The sequence below is a fragment of the Gordonia sp. NPDC003376 genome (assembly GCF_053589235.1).
Map to the genome: position 1 here is coordinate 1 of NZ_JBSFRM010000030.1, position 16,490 is coordinate 16,490.

The window sequence follows — 16,490 nt, forward strand, 5'->3', positions numbered from 1 at the left end:
AGTAGCTTCTGCAGTACAGTGGTCGTGCGCAACGCCTTGCTCCTTCTGTTTAGTCTTCGCAAACCAAACATTATGGGAGACAGGGCGTTGCGTGCTTTAGGCGCACCGTTGGGTGCCCACAGAATCGTCAGTAGTGCCACACATGTTCGAGGTAAAGTGCGGGGGTGGAGTTCGATCCGCCTCCACACCGAGCCCGAACACCACCCTTGAACAGCGAGGTCACGCCATGCGCATCCACAGTGCCGACCGCGCCGCCGCGTCGATCCTGCACGCCGACCTCGACTCGTTCTACGCCTCGGTCGAACAGCGCGACGATCCGCACCTCCGCGGTCGCCCGGTGATCGTGGGCGGGGGAGTGGTGCTCGCCGCGAGCTACGAGGCCAAGGCTCGCGGCGTGCGGTCGCCGATGCCCGGCCACGAGGCACGGGCGCTGTGCCCGGACGCGATCGTGGTGGCCCCGCGCTTCGACGACTACATGCAGGCCAGCCGCGAGGTCTTCGAGATCTTCCGGGACACCTCCCCACTCGTCGAGGGGATCTCGGTGGACGAGGCCTTCCTCGACGTGGCAGGTCTACGCCACACCCCGGGTAGTGCCGGGACGCCGGTCGCGATCGCCGCGGAACTGCGCCGTCGTGTCCGCGTCGAGGTGGGTCTGCCGATCACCGTCGGACTGGCCCGCACCAAGTTCCTGGCGAAGGTGGCCAGTGCGGTCGGCAAACCCGACGGCCTTCTCGAGGTGGCACCGGGCACCGAACTCGACTTCCTGCACCCACTTCCGGTCCGCCGTCTCTGGGGTGTGGGTCCGGTGACCGAGGCGAAGCTCGCCGACGCCGGGGTGCGCACGGTCGGCGACATGGCTCGGCTCGGACCGAAGTCGTTGTGCCGCATCGTCGGAACCGGATCCGGGCGACATCTGTTCGCGTTGTCGATGGCGCAGGATCCGCGGCGGGTGGAAACCGGCAGACGTCGCGGATCGATCGGATCCCAACGCGCACTGGGCCGTAGACCGCGATCCGCCGACGAGATCGATGCGACGATCATCGCCATCGTCGAACGCCTCGGCAAACGCCTGCGCTCCGCCGGGCGCGTCACCCGAACCATTGTGTTGCGGTTACGATTCCACGACTTCGCCACCGCCACCCGATCGCGCACACTGCCCGAGCCCACCGACCGCACCGAGATCATCATGGCCGGTGCCCGCGGACTCTTCGACGAGGCGAGGCCGCTGATCGCCGAACGAGGTTGCAGTCTGATCGGGGTGTCCCTGGCCAACCTCGACGATGCCGACACCGTCCAGCTCACCCTGCCGTTCGCCGAGGACACCGGTGCCGCACTCGACACCACGATGGATCAGCTGCGCAACCGCTTCGGCCGGGACGCGGTGACCCGCGCGGTCCTCGTCGGCCGCCACCTCGGCGCCGATGCCCCGATGCTGCCCGACTGAACCCGGGTCACGGCGCCGCGGAGGCACGGCCAGGAACCTGGCAGGTGAGCGCCATGGGGCCACAAGGGTGGGGCGGCATTGTTGAGTCCGTCAGAGAGAAACGCCCACAGCGGATCTCGACTCAACAAGAGGAGGAGGGCCCCAATGCCCCAGCAGCGCAACGCCAACCAGAAGAACAACCAGACCCCGGCCCGCCGCAAGCGGCGCGTGCGCCAGTTCGATCCGCGTAGCCGCCGCTGGATCTGGGTCTGGGCCTGATCCTTCACCGAATTCTCCGTCGCCGGTCGAACCGGCGGACACTTGTCGATGACCCCACCCGTGGACGCCGGGTGGGGTCATCGGTGTCGTGCCCGATGCCTGCCGATTCGGGCCCGCTGGTCTGCGCGTAATGCGCAAAACACTACTTACGATCACAAGCGTGACTGTGAACTGGGTAACGCCAACACTTCTCTGGTAGCAGCCGACACAGGTGGTCGGTACTCGGCAGAAAGAGCAAGGCAATGTTGGTAACACTCGGGTTGGCCATGGTCGCCACCTTCATGTTCCTGATCATCACCAAACGCGCGACGCCCGTGGTCGCGCTGATCCTCGTCCCGGTGGCCTTCGGTCTGTTCGCCGGTGCCGGACTCGGGATCAGCGACATGATCTCCGACGGCATCACATCACTCGCGCCGACCGCGGCGATGCTGTTCTTCGCAATCGTCTTCTTCGGCATCATGATCGACGTCGGACTCTTCGACCCGATCGTCCGATTCATCGTCCGGATGGTCCGCAACGATCCCGCGCGACTGGTCGTCGGCACCGCCGTCCTGGCCGCGGTGGTCTCCCTCGACGGCGACGGATCGACGACGTTCATCATCACCACCGCTGCACTGTTGCCGCTCTACCTCAAGCTCGGGGTGTCCCCGGTGGTGTTGACCGTGGTGGCGGGCCTGGCAAATGGCACCATGAACATCCTGCCCTGGGGCGGCCCCACCGCCCGTGCCGCCACCGCCCTGAAGATCGACACCAACTCGGTGTTCCTGCCGATGGTCCCCGCCCTGGCGGTGGGCATGCTGGTGGTCCTGCTGTTCGCCTTCCACCTCGGCGTGCTGGAGCGTCGTCGGATCGGCCGGATCGTCGTCAAGGACTCGATCCTCGCCCCGCAGGAGACCGAACTGGTCGGCGCCGGCGTCGGGGGCGGCACCGACATCCCGGCCGGCCGTCGCTTCCGTATCGGCGGCCGCCGCCCGACCGGTGGCGCCGGGTCCGACGGCTCCGGCACCACACATGACGCACCGCACACCGCGGACCTGCCGGTCACCCCGGTCGGTGACGACACCGCGCAGCACGCCCAGAGCTTCGGCGACGACCACTCGGCGTTCACCGGCGTCCTCGACCCCGAACGCAAGACCCTGCGCCCCAAGCTGTTCTGGGTCAACGCGGTCCTCACCGTCGCCCTGCTGGCGATCCTCGGCATGGACATCGTCGCCATCCCGGTGCTGTTCATGATCTTCGCCGCCATCGCCCTCGCCGTGAACTTCCCGCACCTGAAGGACCAGCAGGAGGCCATCACCCGGCACAGCTCCAGCATCGTGTCGGTGGTCGCCATGGTCCTCGCCGCCGCCGTCCTGACCGGCGTCTTCAGCGGCACCGGGATGGTCGACGCCATCGCCCACTGGATGGCCGACGGTATCCCCACCTGGATGGGCCCGCACTTGGCGATCGTGATCGGCGTCCTGTCCATCCCGCTGACCTTCCTGATGAGCAACGACGCGTTCTACTTCGGCGTCCTGCCGGTGCTGTCGGAGACCGCCACCCGCTACGGCATCGACCCGAGTGAGATGGCCCGCGCCTCCATCACCGGCCAGACCTTCCACATGCAGAGTCCGCTGGTCCCGGCGATCCTGCTACTGGTCGCACTCGCCGGCGTGGGCCTGGCCGACCACCACAAGAAGGTCCTGTGGCGCGCGGCGGTGGTGTCGCTGGTCATGCTCGGCACCGGGGTCCTCGTCGGCGCCATCCCGTTCTGACCGTTCTCCCCGGCTGCGCCGGACCCACCTCCGTCACCGACACGACTGCCTAGGCTGACCGCATGCGATTGCGAACGCAGGTACTGCTCCTGCAACTCGCGGTCATCGCGGTCAGCCTCGGCGTCGGGTTCGGGATCGTCGTGAACGGCGCCGACGACCGCATCCGCGACGAGTACGCCCAGCGTGCCCTCGCCATCGCCCAGACGATGGCCTCCGACCCGGACGTGATCAGCCAGGTCGCCGCCCACCAGGGCACCGGACTCGACCACGACACCCTGGTCACCGCACCCCTACAGCAACAGGCCGTGGCCGTCACCCGGCGGACCGGCGCACTGTTCGTGGTGGTCGCCAACGCCGACGGCATCCGGCTCGCCCACCCCGACCCCGCCGAGGTGGGCGTCCACGTCTCCACCGATCCCTCGACCGCCCTGTCCGGCGACATCGACATCACCACCGACCGCGGGACCCTCGGCGAGTCCGTCCGCGCCAAGGTCCCGATCTTCGTGACCGGTTCACCTGAACCTGTCGGCCTGGTCAGCGTGGGGATCTCCACCGCGAAGCTCGCCACCGACACCCGGCATGCGGTGGGGGTCACCGTGCTGATCGCGCTCGCCGCGCTCGGCGTGGGGGCGCTCGGTTCGCTCCTGCTCTCCCGGCGCTGGCGGCGACTGACCCTCGGACTCGAACCCGACGACCTCGCCGAACTCGTCCGCGAACAGCGCGCGGTGCTGCACTCACTCGGCGACGGCGTGCTCGCCGTCGACCCATCCGGGGTGGTCCGCGTGGCCAACACCCGCGCCCGGAACCTGCTGGGCCTCGAGCGTCCCGTCGGGCACCATCTCGACACCCTCGGACTCACGCCGCGGGTGCGCAGCGTCCTCGACACCCCGACCGCTGATCCCGTCGCCGCGACCATCGGCGACAACATCATCCTGTTGTCGTCACATCACGTCGTCGCCGATGGCCGTGACCTGGGCATGGTGATGTCGATCGTCGACCGCACCGACGTCGAGGAGCTGGCCCGCGAGGTGGACTCGATCCGGGTGATGGGCACCGCGCTGCGCGCCCAGCGGCACGAGACGGCCAACCGGATGCACGTCCTCGCCGGTTTGCTCCGGCACGGCCATGTCGACGAGGCGAGCGCCTACCTCGACGAGCTGACCGGCACCGGGGAAGGCGGCGCGATCGACGGCATCGAGAACGTCGACGAGCCGCACCTGCAGGCATTTCTCGAGGCCAAGGCCGCCCACGCGCGCGAACGTGGGGTGAGCCTGTTCTTGGGCCCGCAGACCTGGGTGGAGGGCCGGCTGACCGACGCGGTCACGGTGACCGCCGTGGTCGGCAACCTGCTCGACAACGCGATCGAGGCGGCCGCCGGCTCCGCGCAGGCCGAGGCGGAGATCGAGATCCTCACCGATGCCACCACCATGCTGATCACCGTCGCGGACTCGGGGCCGGGGATCGCCTTCGAGCGCCCGGACGCCGTCTTCGCCGAGGGCGTGACCACCAAGGTGGACCCGTCGGTGCCCGGTGGACGCGGGATGGGGCTGGCGGTGGTGCGACAGCTGGCCCGCCGGATCGGGGGTGATGTGGTGGTCGCCGACCCGGGTGGGGATCTGGGCGGAGCTGTGCTGGTGGCACGCTTGCCGGGCGTGATCGACGGCCCGGCCGCCGACGATCCGGCCGCCCACGATCCGGCCGCCGACGGCCCCGGCGGCCACCCCGACCCGGACCGCATCGACTCCGGCCACACCGACACCGGCCACACCGACACCGAGACAGGAGAGCGCCGATGACCGACACCGACGGGCATGGGGTGCTCATCGTCGACGACGACTTCCGGGTGGCGGCCCTGCACGCGGCGATCGTCGACGCGGTGCGCGGCTTCCATGTGGTGGCACGGGCCGGGTCGATCGCGGCCGCCCGCGCCGCGCTGGCCGATCACCCGGAGATCGAACTGGTGCTGCTGGACGTGTATCTCCCCGACGGGTCGGGGATCGACGTCATCGCCGATCTCGACCGCGACTGCTTCGTGGTGGGTGCCGAGACCGAGGCCGCCGCGGTGCGCACCGCGATGCGGGCCGGTGCGCTGGCGTATCTGATCAAACCGTTCCCCGACACCGAACTCGCCCGCCGCCTCGCCGGTTACGCGCAGTACCGGCGGGCGCTCGCGGCACCGGTGGTCGATCAGGGCATGGTGGATGTCGCGTTGTCGGCGTTGCGATTCGGCACCTCCCGCGCCGACCGCACCCCGGTCTCGCAGACCGAGCAACGTGTGATGGACCTGTTCGACACCGACGCGGTGCTCTTCGCCGACGACGTCGCCGAACGGATCGGGATCTCCGCGGCGACCGCGCGCCGACACCTCGCCGCGCTGGTCGCCGCCGGCGGGCTCACGATGACCCTGCAGTACGGCGGCACCGGACGCCCTCGTCAGTCGTATCGCCGTGCCGAAGGGTGACCGCGGGCAGGATCTGCGGCATTTGGTCCATCCCACGTGCGGTCGATGCCGAACCCTCTGGGCCCGAACACATCAGCCGAACCGGAGCCGACGCCACACCCGCCCGGTCCACGATCGACCGTGTCGTGGTGATCCTGCGCAGGCCCTCAGGACCGGGACGGATCACACGGGGGCCTCCTCAGCCGGATATCCGAATCGAACTCGTACCCGGCCAGCAGTCGGCGCAGTTCGTGCACCTGGTCGTCGAACTCCTCGGTTCGGTCGTGCTCCAACTCCACGACGACCAGCGGACGCCGACCCGAGTTGTCGATGTGGACGCCGTAGGCGACGCCATCCTCGAAGATCATGTCGACGCGCGCCTGAACTTCGCGTTCGGTTGCCAGCGCACGGAGCGCGGGCTTGGCGAGTTTGCCCACGGGCGTCAACGGAAGCTGATCGAGGATCACGATCTCCACCGGCGTCGCGGCCCGCTCCTGCACGTGGTGCCGGCAAAACGCCAGCAGCTCATCCGATGTCGCCGAGGCGCCCTCTTCGAGCTGGACGAAGGCGACGGGCAACTCACCCTTGCCGGCATCGGGCCGCCCGACCGCGGCCGCCAGGTGTACACCCGGATGGCGGCACAGTGCATACTCGATCTCCCCCGGGTCGATGTTGTGGCCGCCTCTGATGATCAGGTCCTTCGCACGACCCGAGACCCACACGTAACCATCCTCGTCCACGGTGCCGATGTCTCCGGTGTTCGCCCAGACCTGACCATCCGGCATGCCGCTGACGAAGAACTCCCGATTGAGCTCGGAGTTCAGATAGCCCATGCTGACCATCGGACCGCCGATCACGAGCAGGCCTCGCTCGCCCGGATCGCAGATGCGGTGAAGGGTTCCGTCGTCGTGCAGCTCCACGGCGGCAACCCGACAGTAGGGCAACGGCGTTCCAGCAGAGCCGATTCGGGGTTCCGTCCCGTCGTTGGGATGACCGGTCACGGTCCCGTGGACCTCCGTCATGCCCCAGTTCTCGCGCAACCACACGCCGAATCGGGCATGAAATCGGTGTGCGAGAGCGGTGGGCAGCGTGCTGCCGCCGATGTGGAAATCCTCGATGGTGTGATTCTCACCTCCGGGCCGGCTGAGCAGTGCTTGCGCGGTCGTCGGTGTGGCAAGGAGCGATGTGACTCCGTAGTGCCGTGCGATCTCCCAGAACTCGCTCACCACATCGCGATTCCGGAATCCTTCCGAGGTGAGGGTGACCAGTGTCTGGCCGTAGAGGATCGTCCGCAACCCGAGCGACACACTCCCGCCACAGTGGAAGTTGGGCATGCCATGTGCCACGACGCCATCCGGCCGGGGGCCCATCAATCCGCCGACATTCCAGGTCACCGTCAGCTGACCGAACTGCGACATACGTACCAATTTCGGGGTTCCGGTGGTTCCCCCGGTCGGCATGTACACGGCATCCCGATACGGGTCGAGGTTGCGCTCGAAGGTCAGACCGCGATCGATGTAGCCGTCCATCGCGGTGGCGAGGTCTTGTTCCGAGCGTGGATCACCGTCGATGTAGAAGATCGTCCGTAGACTCGGCACGGTGGTGCGGAGAACACCCTCGTCGCCGCCGCACTTCTCTCCCATCGCCTTGCGTGTCGTGACCAGGGTCGTACATGCGGCGTCGTTCAGAATCCGGATGAGCGAGTTGAGTTCGAGGAAGGGATTCAGCGGAACCGCGATTCCGGATGTTGCCGCTCCCCAGATCGCGGCGAGCCCCTCGGGCACCATGGGAAGCATGAGTCCGACGATGCTGGGAGCACCACCGGCACTGTCGTGGAAGAGACTGGCACTGCGCTCGATCATTGACACGAGGAGTCGGTAGTCCACGGTCCGCACCGGTGAGAAGAAGTCCGGAGGCTCGATGTGCACGATGGCAGCCTTGTCCGGATGCTCTTCCGCGGCAGCCTTGATCGCATCGTAGAACGTCGAGCCGGCGCGTAGGGCCTCGGGCGTGTACGACGTCTCGACATCCTGTATGTCGCGGGGGTCGGCGAGCCGTCGTCGTTCGATACGCGCGCCGTGCGTCGCTGCGGTGGGGCGGTTGTGCGTAGGAACTGTCGGATTCGACATGCGGATAGCCTTTCGGTAATGCAGTTGATCGGGTGGCGCAGTAGAGGTGCGAGATCGTCTCGACCCCGCACCTCCCTGTTCGCGTCGCCGGTTCAGCGTGAACGCACTGTGCGAGAGCAACTCGAGTCAGCCGATCGCACGATCACATGTCGATCGCCAGATCTGGCCCACCACTGCGCATTTCGGTCTACGACGACGCATGTTTGCCATAGGGGACGAAGTCACGTCCATATGTCTCGCGCATGATGATGATCTTCTGGATCTGCGCGGTGCCGTCTGCGATCTCGACGGACATGACGTCCCGAAGTCGCTGTTCGAACGGCAATTCCTGGGAGTAGCCGTAGTTCCCGTGCAGTAGGAGGCATTCCTTGACCGCGGCGCTGGCCACCAGGGGACCGTACCACTTCGCCATGGCCGCCTCTGACGTGTGCGGCAGGCCGAGGGTGCGCTTCTCGAGTGCCGAGTAGCAGATCAGACGAGCCGCCTCGAGTTTGGTCAGGTGCTCTGCGATCGGGAACGAGACACCCTCGAACTTCGCCAAGGGCGAACCGAACGCGGTCCGTTGGCGAACGTACTCCGCAGTCTCGTCCAGCGACAACTGTGCGGTGCCGATTCCGGTGAGCGCCAACAACGGTCGTGTGAAGTCGAATCCGTTGAGGACGCGGGAGAACGCGCGGCCCTCGGTACCGATCAGATTGTCGGCCGAGATCTCCACGTGGTCGAGATGGAGAACCCCTCGACCCAGGATCCCCCATCCGGTATCCGACACGACGGACTTCTCGATGCCCGGACTGTCCAACGGCACGAGGAAGGCCGATACGCCGACATCGTCACCGTCGCGAATGGTCCGAGCGGCGATGATGATCGCCTCGGCATTGTGGAGCATGGTCACCGACGTCTTCTCGCCGGTGATGACGTATCCACCGTCGACCGATCGCGCAGTCGTCGTGATGTTCGCGGCGTCGGATCCGGTCTCCGGCTCGGTGAGGCCGAAGGCGACGAAGGTCTCGCCGGAGGTGAGTCGCGGAAGCCATTCGGCGGCAACCGTCGCCGATCCGTGTTGGCGGATGAGGGTGCTCATCAACATCACGGGGATCGCGATATTGGCGACGTTGAAGTCGGCGTACGCGAGTTCCTCCACTGCCAGACCGACCGCGACGAAATCCTCGCGCTCGAGGGGGTTGTAGTGATCGCCTGCGAGGAGTCCGTAGATTCCGAGTTCGGCGATCTCGCGATTCAGTTCCCACGGGAAGGTGGTCGATTTGGCACGCCGCAGGTAGTCGGGTGCCACCTTCTTCCTGGCGAAGGCGCGGACGGCTTCGCGAATGTGCTCACGATCGGAATCCAGCTGGACGGTCATCGGTGAGCCCCTTCGGTCGCGGTCGCCGGCGTGAGGTCTGCGCAGTCCCGGGATGTCGCTGCGCTCGGGTTCGACCTACGCATCAAGGTGTAGGCACTGACCGCTCCGGCGATGCAGACGGCCAGGCAGCAGATCGGGATGGCAGCGACTCCCCAGCGAGAGCCCTGGAGGGTCACCGCGATCAGTGGGGCGAACCCGCCGAGCACACCGGCGAGCTGGATTCCGAACGACCCTGCGGTGTAACGGACCTCGGGGGGGAGGCTTTCCGCGACGAATGCGGGGAACACCCCGTTGATCATCGCGTGGCCGGCGCCGGTCATCGCCACCATCGAGATCAGGATCAACACCAGGTTCCCGGTCGACAACGCAGCGAAGTACACACCCAACAGCACGCCCTCGATCAGAAGGCCACCGGCCACGAGTTTGGTTCGTCCCACGCGATCGGACACGGCTCCCCACACCGGGTTCATCAGCAAGACCAGCAAGGTCGCCGCTGTGATCAGCCAGAGCATCGTCGTCCGTGCGATGCCCACGTTGTTGACCGCATAGCTCAGGCTGTAGACGGTCAGCACATACCAACAGACGAAGACGCCTCCCATGACCAGGGTGATACCCACGATGGTGGTCGGGTACTTCGTCAGCGCGAGCATGACCGGGTTGGACACCTTCTGACCTGATGCGCTCGCCTGCTTGAAGTCCGGGGTCTCCTCGACGCCCTTGCGGACGATGAGTCCCACGACGACGATGACTGCGCTGAGCAGGAACGGGATGCGCCATCCCCATGTCATGAGTGCCTGCTCGGGCAGCATGGTCACCAACGCGAACACGGCCGTGGCCAGAACCGTGCCGCCCTGTGCCCCCGCGGTCGAGAAGCTTCCGTAGAACCCTCGCTTGTTCGGCGGGGCGTGCTCGACGGCGATCAGCACGGCACCTCCCTGCTCGCCACCGATCGCGATGCCCTGGATGAGGCGCAGGAGCACCAGCAGCAGCGGCGCGGCCGCGCCCGCCACCGCATACGTCGGCAGCACGCCGATCAGAACCGTGGCGCCACCCATCAGCGCGATGGTGATCATGAGGGCGCGGCGCCGGCCGAACCGGTCGCCGATGTACCCGAAGACGAGCCCACCGATCGGACGGACGAGGTACCCGGTCGCGAAGGTGGCGAATGACAGGATCAGGGCGACCTGGGTGCTGACGCCGTGAAAGAAGACCTGTCCGAACACCAGCGCAGCCGCCGTACCGTAGATGACCAGATCGTAGAACTCGATGACGGTGCCCAGGAAGGCCGCAAGTGCGGCAACTCGTGGACTCGTTCGTCGGACGGAGTCCGCGCTTCCTTGTTCAACGGTGGGTGATTCCATACCCGGGTTCTCCTGCTCGATTGTCTGATGTCATGAGAGACTCGGCGCACATCCGGAGAATGGTCCAATGGACTGACCTATTCGGTGGCCGTACTGTGCCCACCGGTCCGTCGGGCCGTGAGCGCCTACGTGATGTGTTCCGCGTCACTAATCATGCAGGCTGCTTATACAAGAATCAACCCCGAATCATCCAACGTGTCCATTGATGAGTTGGCGGTGTCCATCGGCGAGGTCGTTCGGACCCATGCTCGGGGGTCCCCACGCCTGCGTCCGGACCGGACTCGCTCAGGTGGGAGCGTTCTCGTCGACGATCTCTGCCCAACGCCCGAGCGCGGTCGGCCCCCACTCCTGGCGGCGTTGCCGAATCCGGGCGGCGCCTTCGCGGCCGATCCACTCCGGCAGAAGGATTCGAGGCAGATAGGGATCTCGCCGCATGAGGCGTTGCTGCACATTCAGCAATCTGAGATACGCGAGCAGAACCGCGTCGTCGTCGGGTGGATCCGCTCGTTCGTCGAGCTCGTGTAGCAAGCGGCCGTACGATTCCGCGACCGTCGAGAGGTCCCAGGCGCGGTCCACGATCTCCCGATCCGACAGACCCGTGTTCTTCACGGAGCCGACGACAGCGAGAGACGTTCCGGCCAGGTCCAGGTTGTGGACGAGGTCGGTCAGTTCGTCCGCCCGACCGATGTGCGGAGTCACCCAGACGCCCTGCACGGGATTGCCCATGCCCAGCCAGTTCAAGCCGCCGTACAGGCGATTCCGTGTGGCACGACGATCGTTGGGCACGGTCACGAACAGCATCAGCCACTGGCCGTCCCACGACGGTGGGCCCTCCAGATAGGCATCGGACCGCCGGATTCCGTCCTGGACGAGAGACATGCCGCCGTCCGCGAGCCGCCAACAGGCGGCGCGTCCCTGTCGTTCGCGCTCGAGCCATCCCGCCGCGGCGGCCCGCGACAGGAGTTGACGAGCTGCGTGCTGTTCGATCCCCAGGCCTCCGAGCACTTCGAGCAGCGCTGTCGTCCAGGCGCCCTCACCAGGGGTGTGGAGCAGCTCGCCGACGACCGTGAGCAGGAGAGAGCGCGCGCTGGGTGGGGGCAGTATCGCGGTGAACACCTCTGCATTCTTACAGGTCACTGCGTTGGTCACGGGAGGTCGACGAGCCTGCGGGTGGCCGCCGCGGCCGCTGATATCAGACATCTGGGCGCCTTGACTGTTGCATTCTGTCTAACTTACCGCTAGACAGAGTGGGAACCCCGCGCCCCGGTCAGCCCGTCCGCCCGCCGGGTCAGTGAGGAGACAGCCACATGTCACAGCCGTCCAATGCCATGGCCGTACTCACCGAGGTGGCCCGCGATCCCGAGTCATACGTGGTCGAGTGGAAGAGACGAACACAAGGGAAGGTCGTCGGCGCCCTACCGATGAACTTTCCGGCAGAGATCGCCCACGCAGGCGGTGCCCTACCGGTGATCATCCAGGAGAATCGTGATCCCGACAGTCTCGGGCGAAATCTGCTGGCCGAGTTCTACTGTGGATTCACGCGAAACATCGCCGACCAGGCCGCCAAAGGCAGACTGGGAATCTACGACGGCTTCTTTCTCGCCGACCACTGCATCCAGTTGATGGGGGCGATGGATGTGGTGCGCGACGAGTGTGATGATCAGCCCATCCATTTCGCCCAACTCGCAACGTCTCTCGGCGACCCTTGGACGACCGATGTCGTGACCGGCAAATTGAGAGCATTCGTCGATCAGATGAGTACATTCACCGGGTCGGTCATCACCGCAGAGATGCTCGCGACCAGCATCGCGCTGTTCAACGAGAATCGTCGTCTCCTTCGAGCCATCTTCGAAGCACGTGAGTCCGGTGGTGCGCACTTCACTTCGCTCGAGATGCAGGTACTCGTGAAGTCGAGCATGGTGATGGACAAGACCGAACACACCGAACTCCTCCGGCAGATCATCCACGAGCTCGGATCAACTCCTCGCGACCATCGTGTCCGCCTCCATCTGTCAGGTCACTTCTGCCATGCACCCAATCCTGATCTGCTGCGAGCGATCGAGGAATGTGATGTCGTCGTGGTGAACGACGATCTGTATCACGGTGCACGCTTCATCTCGACCGATGTGAGCGAGACCCTCGATCCCATCGATGCGCTCGCGGCCTGGTATCTGGCCCGTGACGTCAACATGCCGTGCCCGACTCGTGTCAAACACACCGGCGACTGGGAGGACACGCTCGTCGATGCGGTCGAGTCGAGCAACGCGCAGGGTGTTCTCGTTCTGATGGCGAAGTTCTGTGAACCGCACATGCTCTACTACCCACAGCTACGCAGGTGCTTGACCGAGCGCGGCATTCCCCATCTGTTGATCGAAACCGAGCACGAGGGCGTACCGATGGAATCGATCCGCACTCGGGTCGAGGCACTCGTCGAACGCATTCGGCGTTCGCAACTCGTCCGCTCATGACCACAGCACAATCGGTGAGAGAAGTGACTTCATGAATGCCACCCTGACGAACAATTCGAACCGCCTCAGCGTCACGAAGACCGGCGGAGAGATGGTCGCCAAGTACTGGGACGACGTCTTCACGGCGCGCGAGCGTGGCGAGAAGGTCGTCTGGTACAACGGATCCGCCGTCAACCCCTTCTTCCAGGCGGCAGGTCTCGTCTGGTGCCATGGCGAAGCGTTCTCGGCGCGGCTGGCCGCGCAACACCTGGAGCAGCCGGCGCAGCTGGCCGCCGAGGAGTACGGCTATGTCGGAGAGCTCTGCTCGTACGCGCGAACGCATCTGGGGTGCGCCGTCCTCACCCGCGACGCCGGCCACGCAAGTGGTAGTGGTGTCGTCGGCCTGCCCGAGCAGCAGGAACTCGCCAGTCGTCTGCCGGCGCCTGACTTCTTCGTCAATGCCTATGCCGGGTGTAGCACGGGTCAGCAGTGGGACGACATCTCCTTTCGGGTCTTCGGCAAGGACGTGCCCATCTTCAATGTGTCGATGCCCTACCTGTGGGCGAGCAAAACGGATGCCCGTTACCTCGGCGGAGAGGAATGGGACCAGGCATCGAAGTACGTCGCCGATCAGCTCCTCGAACTCGTGAAGTTCATCGAGTCCCTGACCGGTCGGCCATTCGACTGGGATGCGCTCAGGCAGAACATGGCCTACATCAAACGGGCTTCCGAGCTCCGTCGCGAAGCGATGGCGTTGTGCGCCAAGGCGCCGACTCCGGCGACCTTCTTCGACTGGATCGCCAGCGTCGCTCACATCAACTTCCTGCCGGCAAGTCAGGAACTCGTCGACTATTTCGCGGCCATCAAGGCGGAAATCGAGCAGCGTGTCTCCGACAATGTCCCGGCCATTCGAAACGAACGCTATCGCGTGTATTTCGATGGCTTCATGAACTGGAACAAGATGGGATTCCTGGCGCGGAAGTTCGCCGACCACGACGTGGCCGTCATCGCCGGAAGGTATACCCACCAGGCATTTTGGCAGGAGCCCCATCTCATAGACCCGGAGAATCCTCTTCTGGGAATGGCGCAGCACTATCTACTGTGCCCCACCAATCACGGCACCAAGACCATCAAGCATCTGGTTCTGAAGGATTGTGAGAAATACGACGTCGACGGCATCATATTCCACTCCACCCGCACATGTCGCGCGTTCACCAACCCGCAGAAACTGGTGGCCAAAGCAGCGCAGCGTGAACTCGGAATCCCGTCGATGTTCTTCGAAGGCGATGTCGCCGACGCGTCGTTCTACAAGGATGAAATCCTCGAGAGTCGTCTGGTCGCGATGCTCGAAGGTATCGATCGACGACGCAGCCGGCACGGGCACGCAACGGCGTGAAGGCCGGATCCGGGACGGAGTGAACACCATGTTCCACCACTTCATGGGAGTCGATCTCGGCTCCACCACCGCCAAGACCGTGATCGTCGACGCCCAAGGGACGATCGTCGCGGACTCGGTGGTCCAGATGGGCGCGGTCAGCCGGGCGGGGCTCGCACAGTCGATGGCGGAGGCGCTCGAATCGGCAGAACTCGACGAGTCCCGGCTCGGCGCGATCGTCGGTACCGGCTACGGGCGTCGTCTGGTTCCGGGAGTTGGCCGAACATTCACCGAGATCACCTGTCACGCAAGGGGAGTCTCGGCCATGTGCCCGGGAGCGCGTTTGATCGTCGATATCGGAGGGCAGGACAGCAAGGCAATTCTCGTCGACCATGACGGAATCGTCGAGAACTTCACCATGAATGATCGATGCGCCAGCGGTACCGGACGATTCTACGAGGTGCTCGCGCGCGCGATCGAGTGCGAGATCGGCCAACTCGCCGACCTCGCCCTCGCCGGGGACAAGAACCTCGAGGTCAGTAGCATGTGCGCGACCTTTGCCGAGACAGAGATCATCTCGCTTCTCGCACGTGGAGAGCGCGCCGAGGACATCGCGTTCTCCGTGCACAAGGCAATCGCGGCGCGAACCCTCGGGCTGGTCTCGCATGTCGGGAAGCAGCCGCCGATCGTGATGACCGGAGGAGTGGCGCACAACGCCGCTGCCGTGACGTTTCTCGAGCAGTCACTCGATGCACCGGTCATGATTCCCCGCAGTCCGCAGATCACCGGCGCGTTCGGCGCGGCATTGATAGCCCGCGACGCCCAACTCGGTGGCGAACGGTTCACCGACGTGGACACGCGGCCGACGATCGGCGATTCGGTGGACTGCTCCTCCTGCGCGCGGACCGAAGACCCGACCGGTGCCGCCGATCCTCGAACACTGCTACCCATACAGCCGGTCGCGTGAGCATGCGGGGCCGTAGGCCTCGAGAAACGCGCCACCGGATACCCTCTGTCGCCGGCTCTCGATCGTCGGGACACAACCAGGATGGAAAAGAAATGGCATCAGACAGCGGCCCGGTCGTCAAGAAGCTGGGGGATTCGGCGGCGATTGTGGTCGGGGGAACCGGCAGAGTCGGATTGGAGATCGCACGTCAATTCGCCGAAGGCGGTGTCCGCCGAATTGCGCTCGTCGGACGTCATCCCGAACGGGGACGAACTGCTGCCACACAATTGTCCACGGAGTTCCCGACCGCGCAGGTGGAGTTCGCATCCTCTGACGTCAACGACCCGGACCAGGCGGCCGGAACGGTCGACGAACTGGTCGAGAAGATGGGAGGCGTCGACATACTCGTGACGTCGACGACCGGAAGTGCGAACCCACAGCTACTGCACGACATCGACCCGGTCGACATCCCCCAGATCGTCGCCGATCAACTCCTCGGGCCGCTGAACATGAGTCGCGCCGTCCTGCCGCACATGCGCCGGCAGCAAACCGGCGCGATCGTCAACATCGCCTCTGACGCCGGGAAGGTCCCGACGCCGGGGGAAACGGTGATCGGTGCCGCGATGGCCGCGATCGTCATGTTCTCACGGGCGATGGCGATGGAAGCCAAGCGCGATGGAATCCGCGTCAATGCCATCACTCCGTCGTTGATCGCGGACAGCGGCGGCTACGACCGGGTGATGAGTGCGCCGTTCAGCGCGAAGCTCTTTCAGAAGGCCACCAAGCTGGCATCGCTCGGGGTCGCGGACCCCTGTGACATCGCGGCACTGGCTGTCTTTCTCGCGGGCCCGTCCGCACGTCGGATCACCGGCCAGGTGGTCAGTCCGAACGGCGGCATATCGGCCTAGCCGGTGGTTTCACGCGGGCGCGGTCCTGTGGTGAGTCGGCCCGGGATGACAGGGCCTCCTCCTCGCCC

At 65.6% G+C, this 16,490-nt stretch carries 12 protein-coding genes; 8 read left to right on the forward strand and 4 right to left on the reverse strand.

Annotated features, from left to right (window positions below):
• The first annotated feature begins 226 nt into the window (after positions 1–226).
• The 4 genes from dinB to ACWDUA_RS21915 all read left to right on the forward strand — a co-directional run bounded on the left by dinB (position 227) and on the right by ACWDUA_RS21915 (position 5,917).
• Positions 227–1,444 (forward strand): DNA polymerase IV, encoded by a 1,218-nt coding sequence (gene dinB / locus ACWDUA_RS21900; protein WP_449753122.1) that lies wholly within the window; start codon positions 227–229, stop codon positions 1,442–1,444.
• Between the two features lie 500 nt (positions 1,445–1,944).
• Positions 1,945–3,456 (forward strand): CitMHS family transporter, encoded by a 1,512-nt coding sequence (locus ACWDUA_RS21905; protein WP_449753123.1) that lies wholly within the window; start codon positions 1,945–1,947, stop codon positions 3,454–3,456.
• A gap of 62 nt (positions 3,457–3,518) precedes the next feature.
• Positions 3,519–5,252 (forward strand): ATP-binding protein, encoded by a 1,734-nt coding sequence (locus tag ACWDUA_RS21910; protein WP_449753124.1) that lies wholly within the window; start codon positions 3,519–3,521, stop codon positions 5,250–5,252.
• Positions 5,249–5,917 carry a response regulator gene (locus ACWDUA_RS21915; protein WP_449753125.1) on the forward strand — a complete coding sequence of 223 codons (669 nt, stop codon included), beginning with the start codon at positions 5,249–5,251 and terminating at the stop codon, positions 5,915–5,917. The genes ACWDUA_RS21910 and ACWDUA_RS21915 overlap by 4 nt, the downstream gene beginning before the upstream one ends.
• 146 nt (positions 5,918–6,063) lie before the next feature.
• Here ACWDUA_RS21915 and ACWDUA_RS21920 read toward each other — a convergent pair whose 3' ends face one another.
• The 4 genes from ACWDUA_RS21920 to ACWDUA_RS21935 form a co-directional block, all read right to left on the reverse strand.
• Positions 6,064–8,025, reverse strand: coding sequence for an AMP-binding protein (locus tag ACWDUA_RS21920; RefSeq protein ID WP_449753126.1), 1,962 nt, complete (start codon positions 8,023–8,025; stop codon positions 6,064–6,066).
• A gap of 187 nt (positions 8,026–8,212) precedes the next feature.
• Positions 8,213–9,385, reverse strand: coding sequence for an acyl-CoA dehydrogenase family protein (locus ACWDUA_RS21925; RefSeq protein ID WP_449753127.1), 1,173 nt, complete (start codon positions 9,383–9,385; stop codon positions 8,213–8,215).
• Entirely contained in the window at positions 9,382–10,746 is a 1,365-nt protein-coding gene (locus ACWDUA_RS21930; RefSeq protein ID WP_449753128.1) for an MFS transporter, read from the reverse strand. The genes ACWDUA_RS21925 and ACWDUA_RS21930 overlap by 4 nt, the downstream gene beginning before the upstream one ends.
• Positions 10,747–11,031: 285 nt before the next feature.
• Positions 11,032–11,895 carry a PaaX family transcriptional regulator gene (locus ACWDUA_RS21935; protein WP_449753129.1) on the reverse strand — a complete coding sequence of 288 codons (864 nt, stop codon included), beginning with the start codon at positions 11,893–11,895 and terminating at the stop codon, positions 11,032–11,034.
• 158 nt (positions 11,896–12,053) lie between these two features.
• On the opposite strand from ACWDUA_RS21935, the gene ACWDUA_RS21940 reads away from it, so the two are divergent.
• The 4 genes from ACWDUA_RS21940 (at position 12,054) to ACWDUA_RS21955 (ending at position 16,422) form a co-directional block, all read left to right on the forward strand.
• Complete coding sequence (locus ACWDUA_RS21940) at positions 12,054–13,214, forward strand: 2-hydroxyacyl-CoA dehydratase subunit D (RefSeq protein ID WP_449753130.1); 1,161 nt, start codon at positions 12,054–12,056, stop codon at positions 13,212–13,214.
• A 31-nt stretch (positions 13,215–13,245) separates the two neighbouring features.
• Positions 13,246–14,589, forward strand: coding sequence for a 2-hydroxyacyl-CoA dehydratase subunit D (locus ACWDUA_RS21945; protein WP_449753131.1), 1,344 nt, complete (start codon positions 13,246–13,248; stop codon positions 14,587–14,589).
• 28 nt (positions 14,590–14,617) lie between these two features.
• The gene (locus tag ACWDUA_RS21950; RefSeq protein WP_449753171.1) at positions 14,618–15,535 is read left to right on the forward strand and encodes an acyl-CoA dehydratase activase; all 918 of its coding nucleotides are present in this window, start codon (positions 14,618–14,620) and stop codon (positions 15,533–15,535) included.
• Positions 15,536–15,627: 92 nt separating this feature from the next.
• Positions 15,628–16,422, forward strand: coding sequence for an SDR family NAD(P)-dependent oxidoreductase (locus ACWDUA_RS21955; RefSeq protein ID WP_449753132.1), 795 nt, complete (start codon positions 15,628–15,630; stop codon positions 16,420–16,422).
• The last annotated feature ends 68 nt before the right edge of the window (positions 16,423–16,490 follow it).

Excerpts from the sequence above, each read along its gene's own strand:
- ACWDUA_RS21945 (WP_449753131.1), top strand. The coding sequence starts at position 13,246 with ATGAATGCCACCCTGACGAACAATTCGAACCGCCTCAGCGTCACGAAG.
- ACWDUA_RS21905 (WP_449753123.1), top strand. The coding sequence starts at position 1,945 with ATGTTGGTAACACTCGGGTTGGCCATGGTCGCCACCTTCATGTTCCTG.
- ACWDUA_RS21955 (WP_449753132.1), top strand. The coding sequence starts at position 15,628 with ATGGCATCAGACAGCGGCCCGGTCGTCAAGAAGCTGGGGGATTCGGCG.
- ACWDUA_RS21950 (WP_449753171.1), top strand. The coding sequence starts at position 14,618 with ATGTTCCACCACTTCATGGGAGTCGATCTCGGCTCCACCACCGCCAAG.
- ACWDUA_RS21915 (WP_449753125.1), top strand. The coding sequence starts at position 5,249 with ATGACCGACACCGACGGGCATGGGGTGCTCATCGTCGACGACGACTTC.
- dinB (WP_449753122.1), top strand. The coding sequence starts at position 227 with ATGCGCATCCACAGTGCCGACCGCGCCGCCGCGTCGATCCTGCACGCC.
- ACWDUA_RS21940 (WP_449753130.1), top strand. The coding sequence starts at position 12,054 with ATGTCACAGCCGTCCAATGCCATGGCCGTACTCACCGAGGTGGCCCGC.
- ACWDUA_RS21910 (WP_449753124.1), top strand. The coding sequence starts at position 3,519 with ATGCGATTGCGAACGCAGGTACTGCTCCTGCAACTCGCGGTCATCGCG.
- ACWDUA_RS21925 (WP_449753127.1), bottom strand. The coding sequence starts at position 9,385 with ATGACCGTCCAGCTGGATTCCGATCGTGAGCACATTCGCGAAGCCGTC.
- ACWDUA_RS21920 (WP_449753126.1), bottom strand. The coding sequence starts at position 8,025 with ATGTCGAATCCGACAGTTCCTACGCACAACCGCCCCACCGCAGCGACG.
- ACWDUA_RS21930 (WP_449753128.1), bottom strand. The coding sequence starts at position 10,746 with ATGGAATCACCCACCGTTGAACAAGGAAGCGCGGACTCCGTCCGACGA.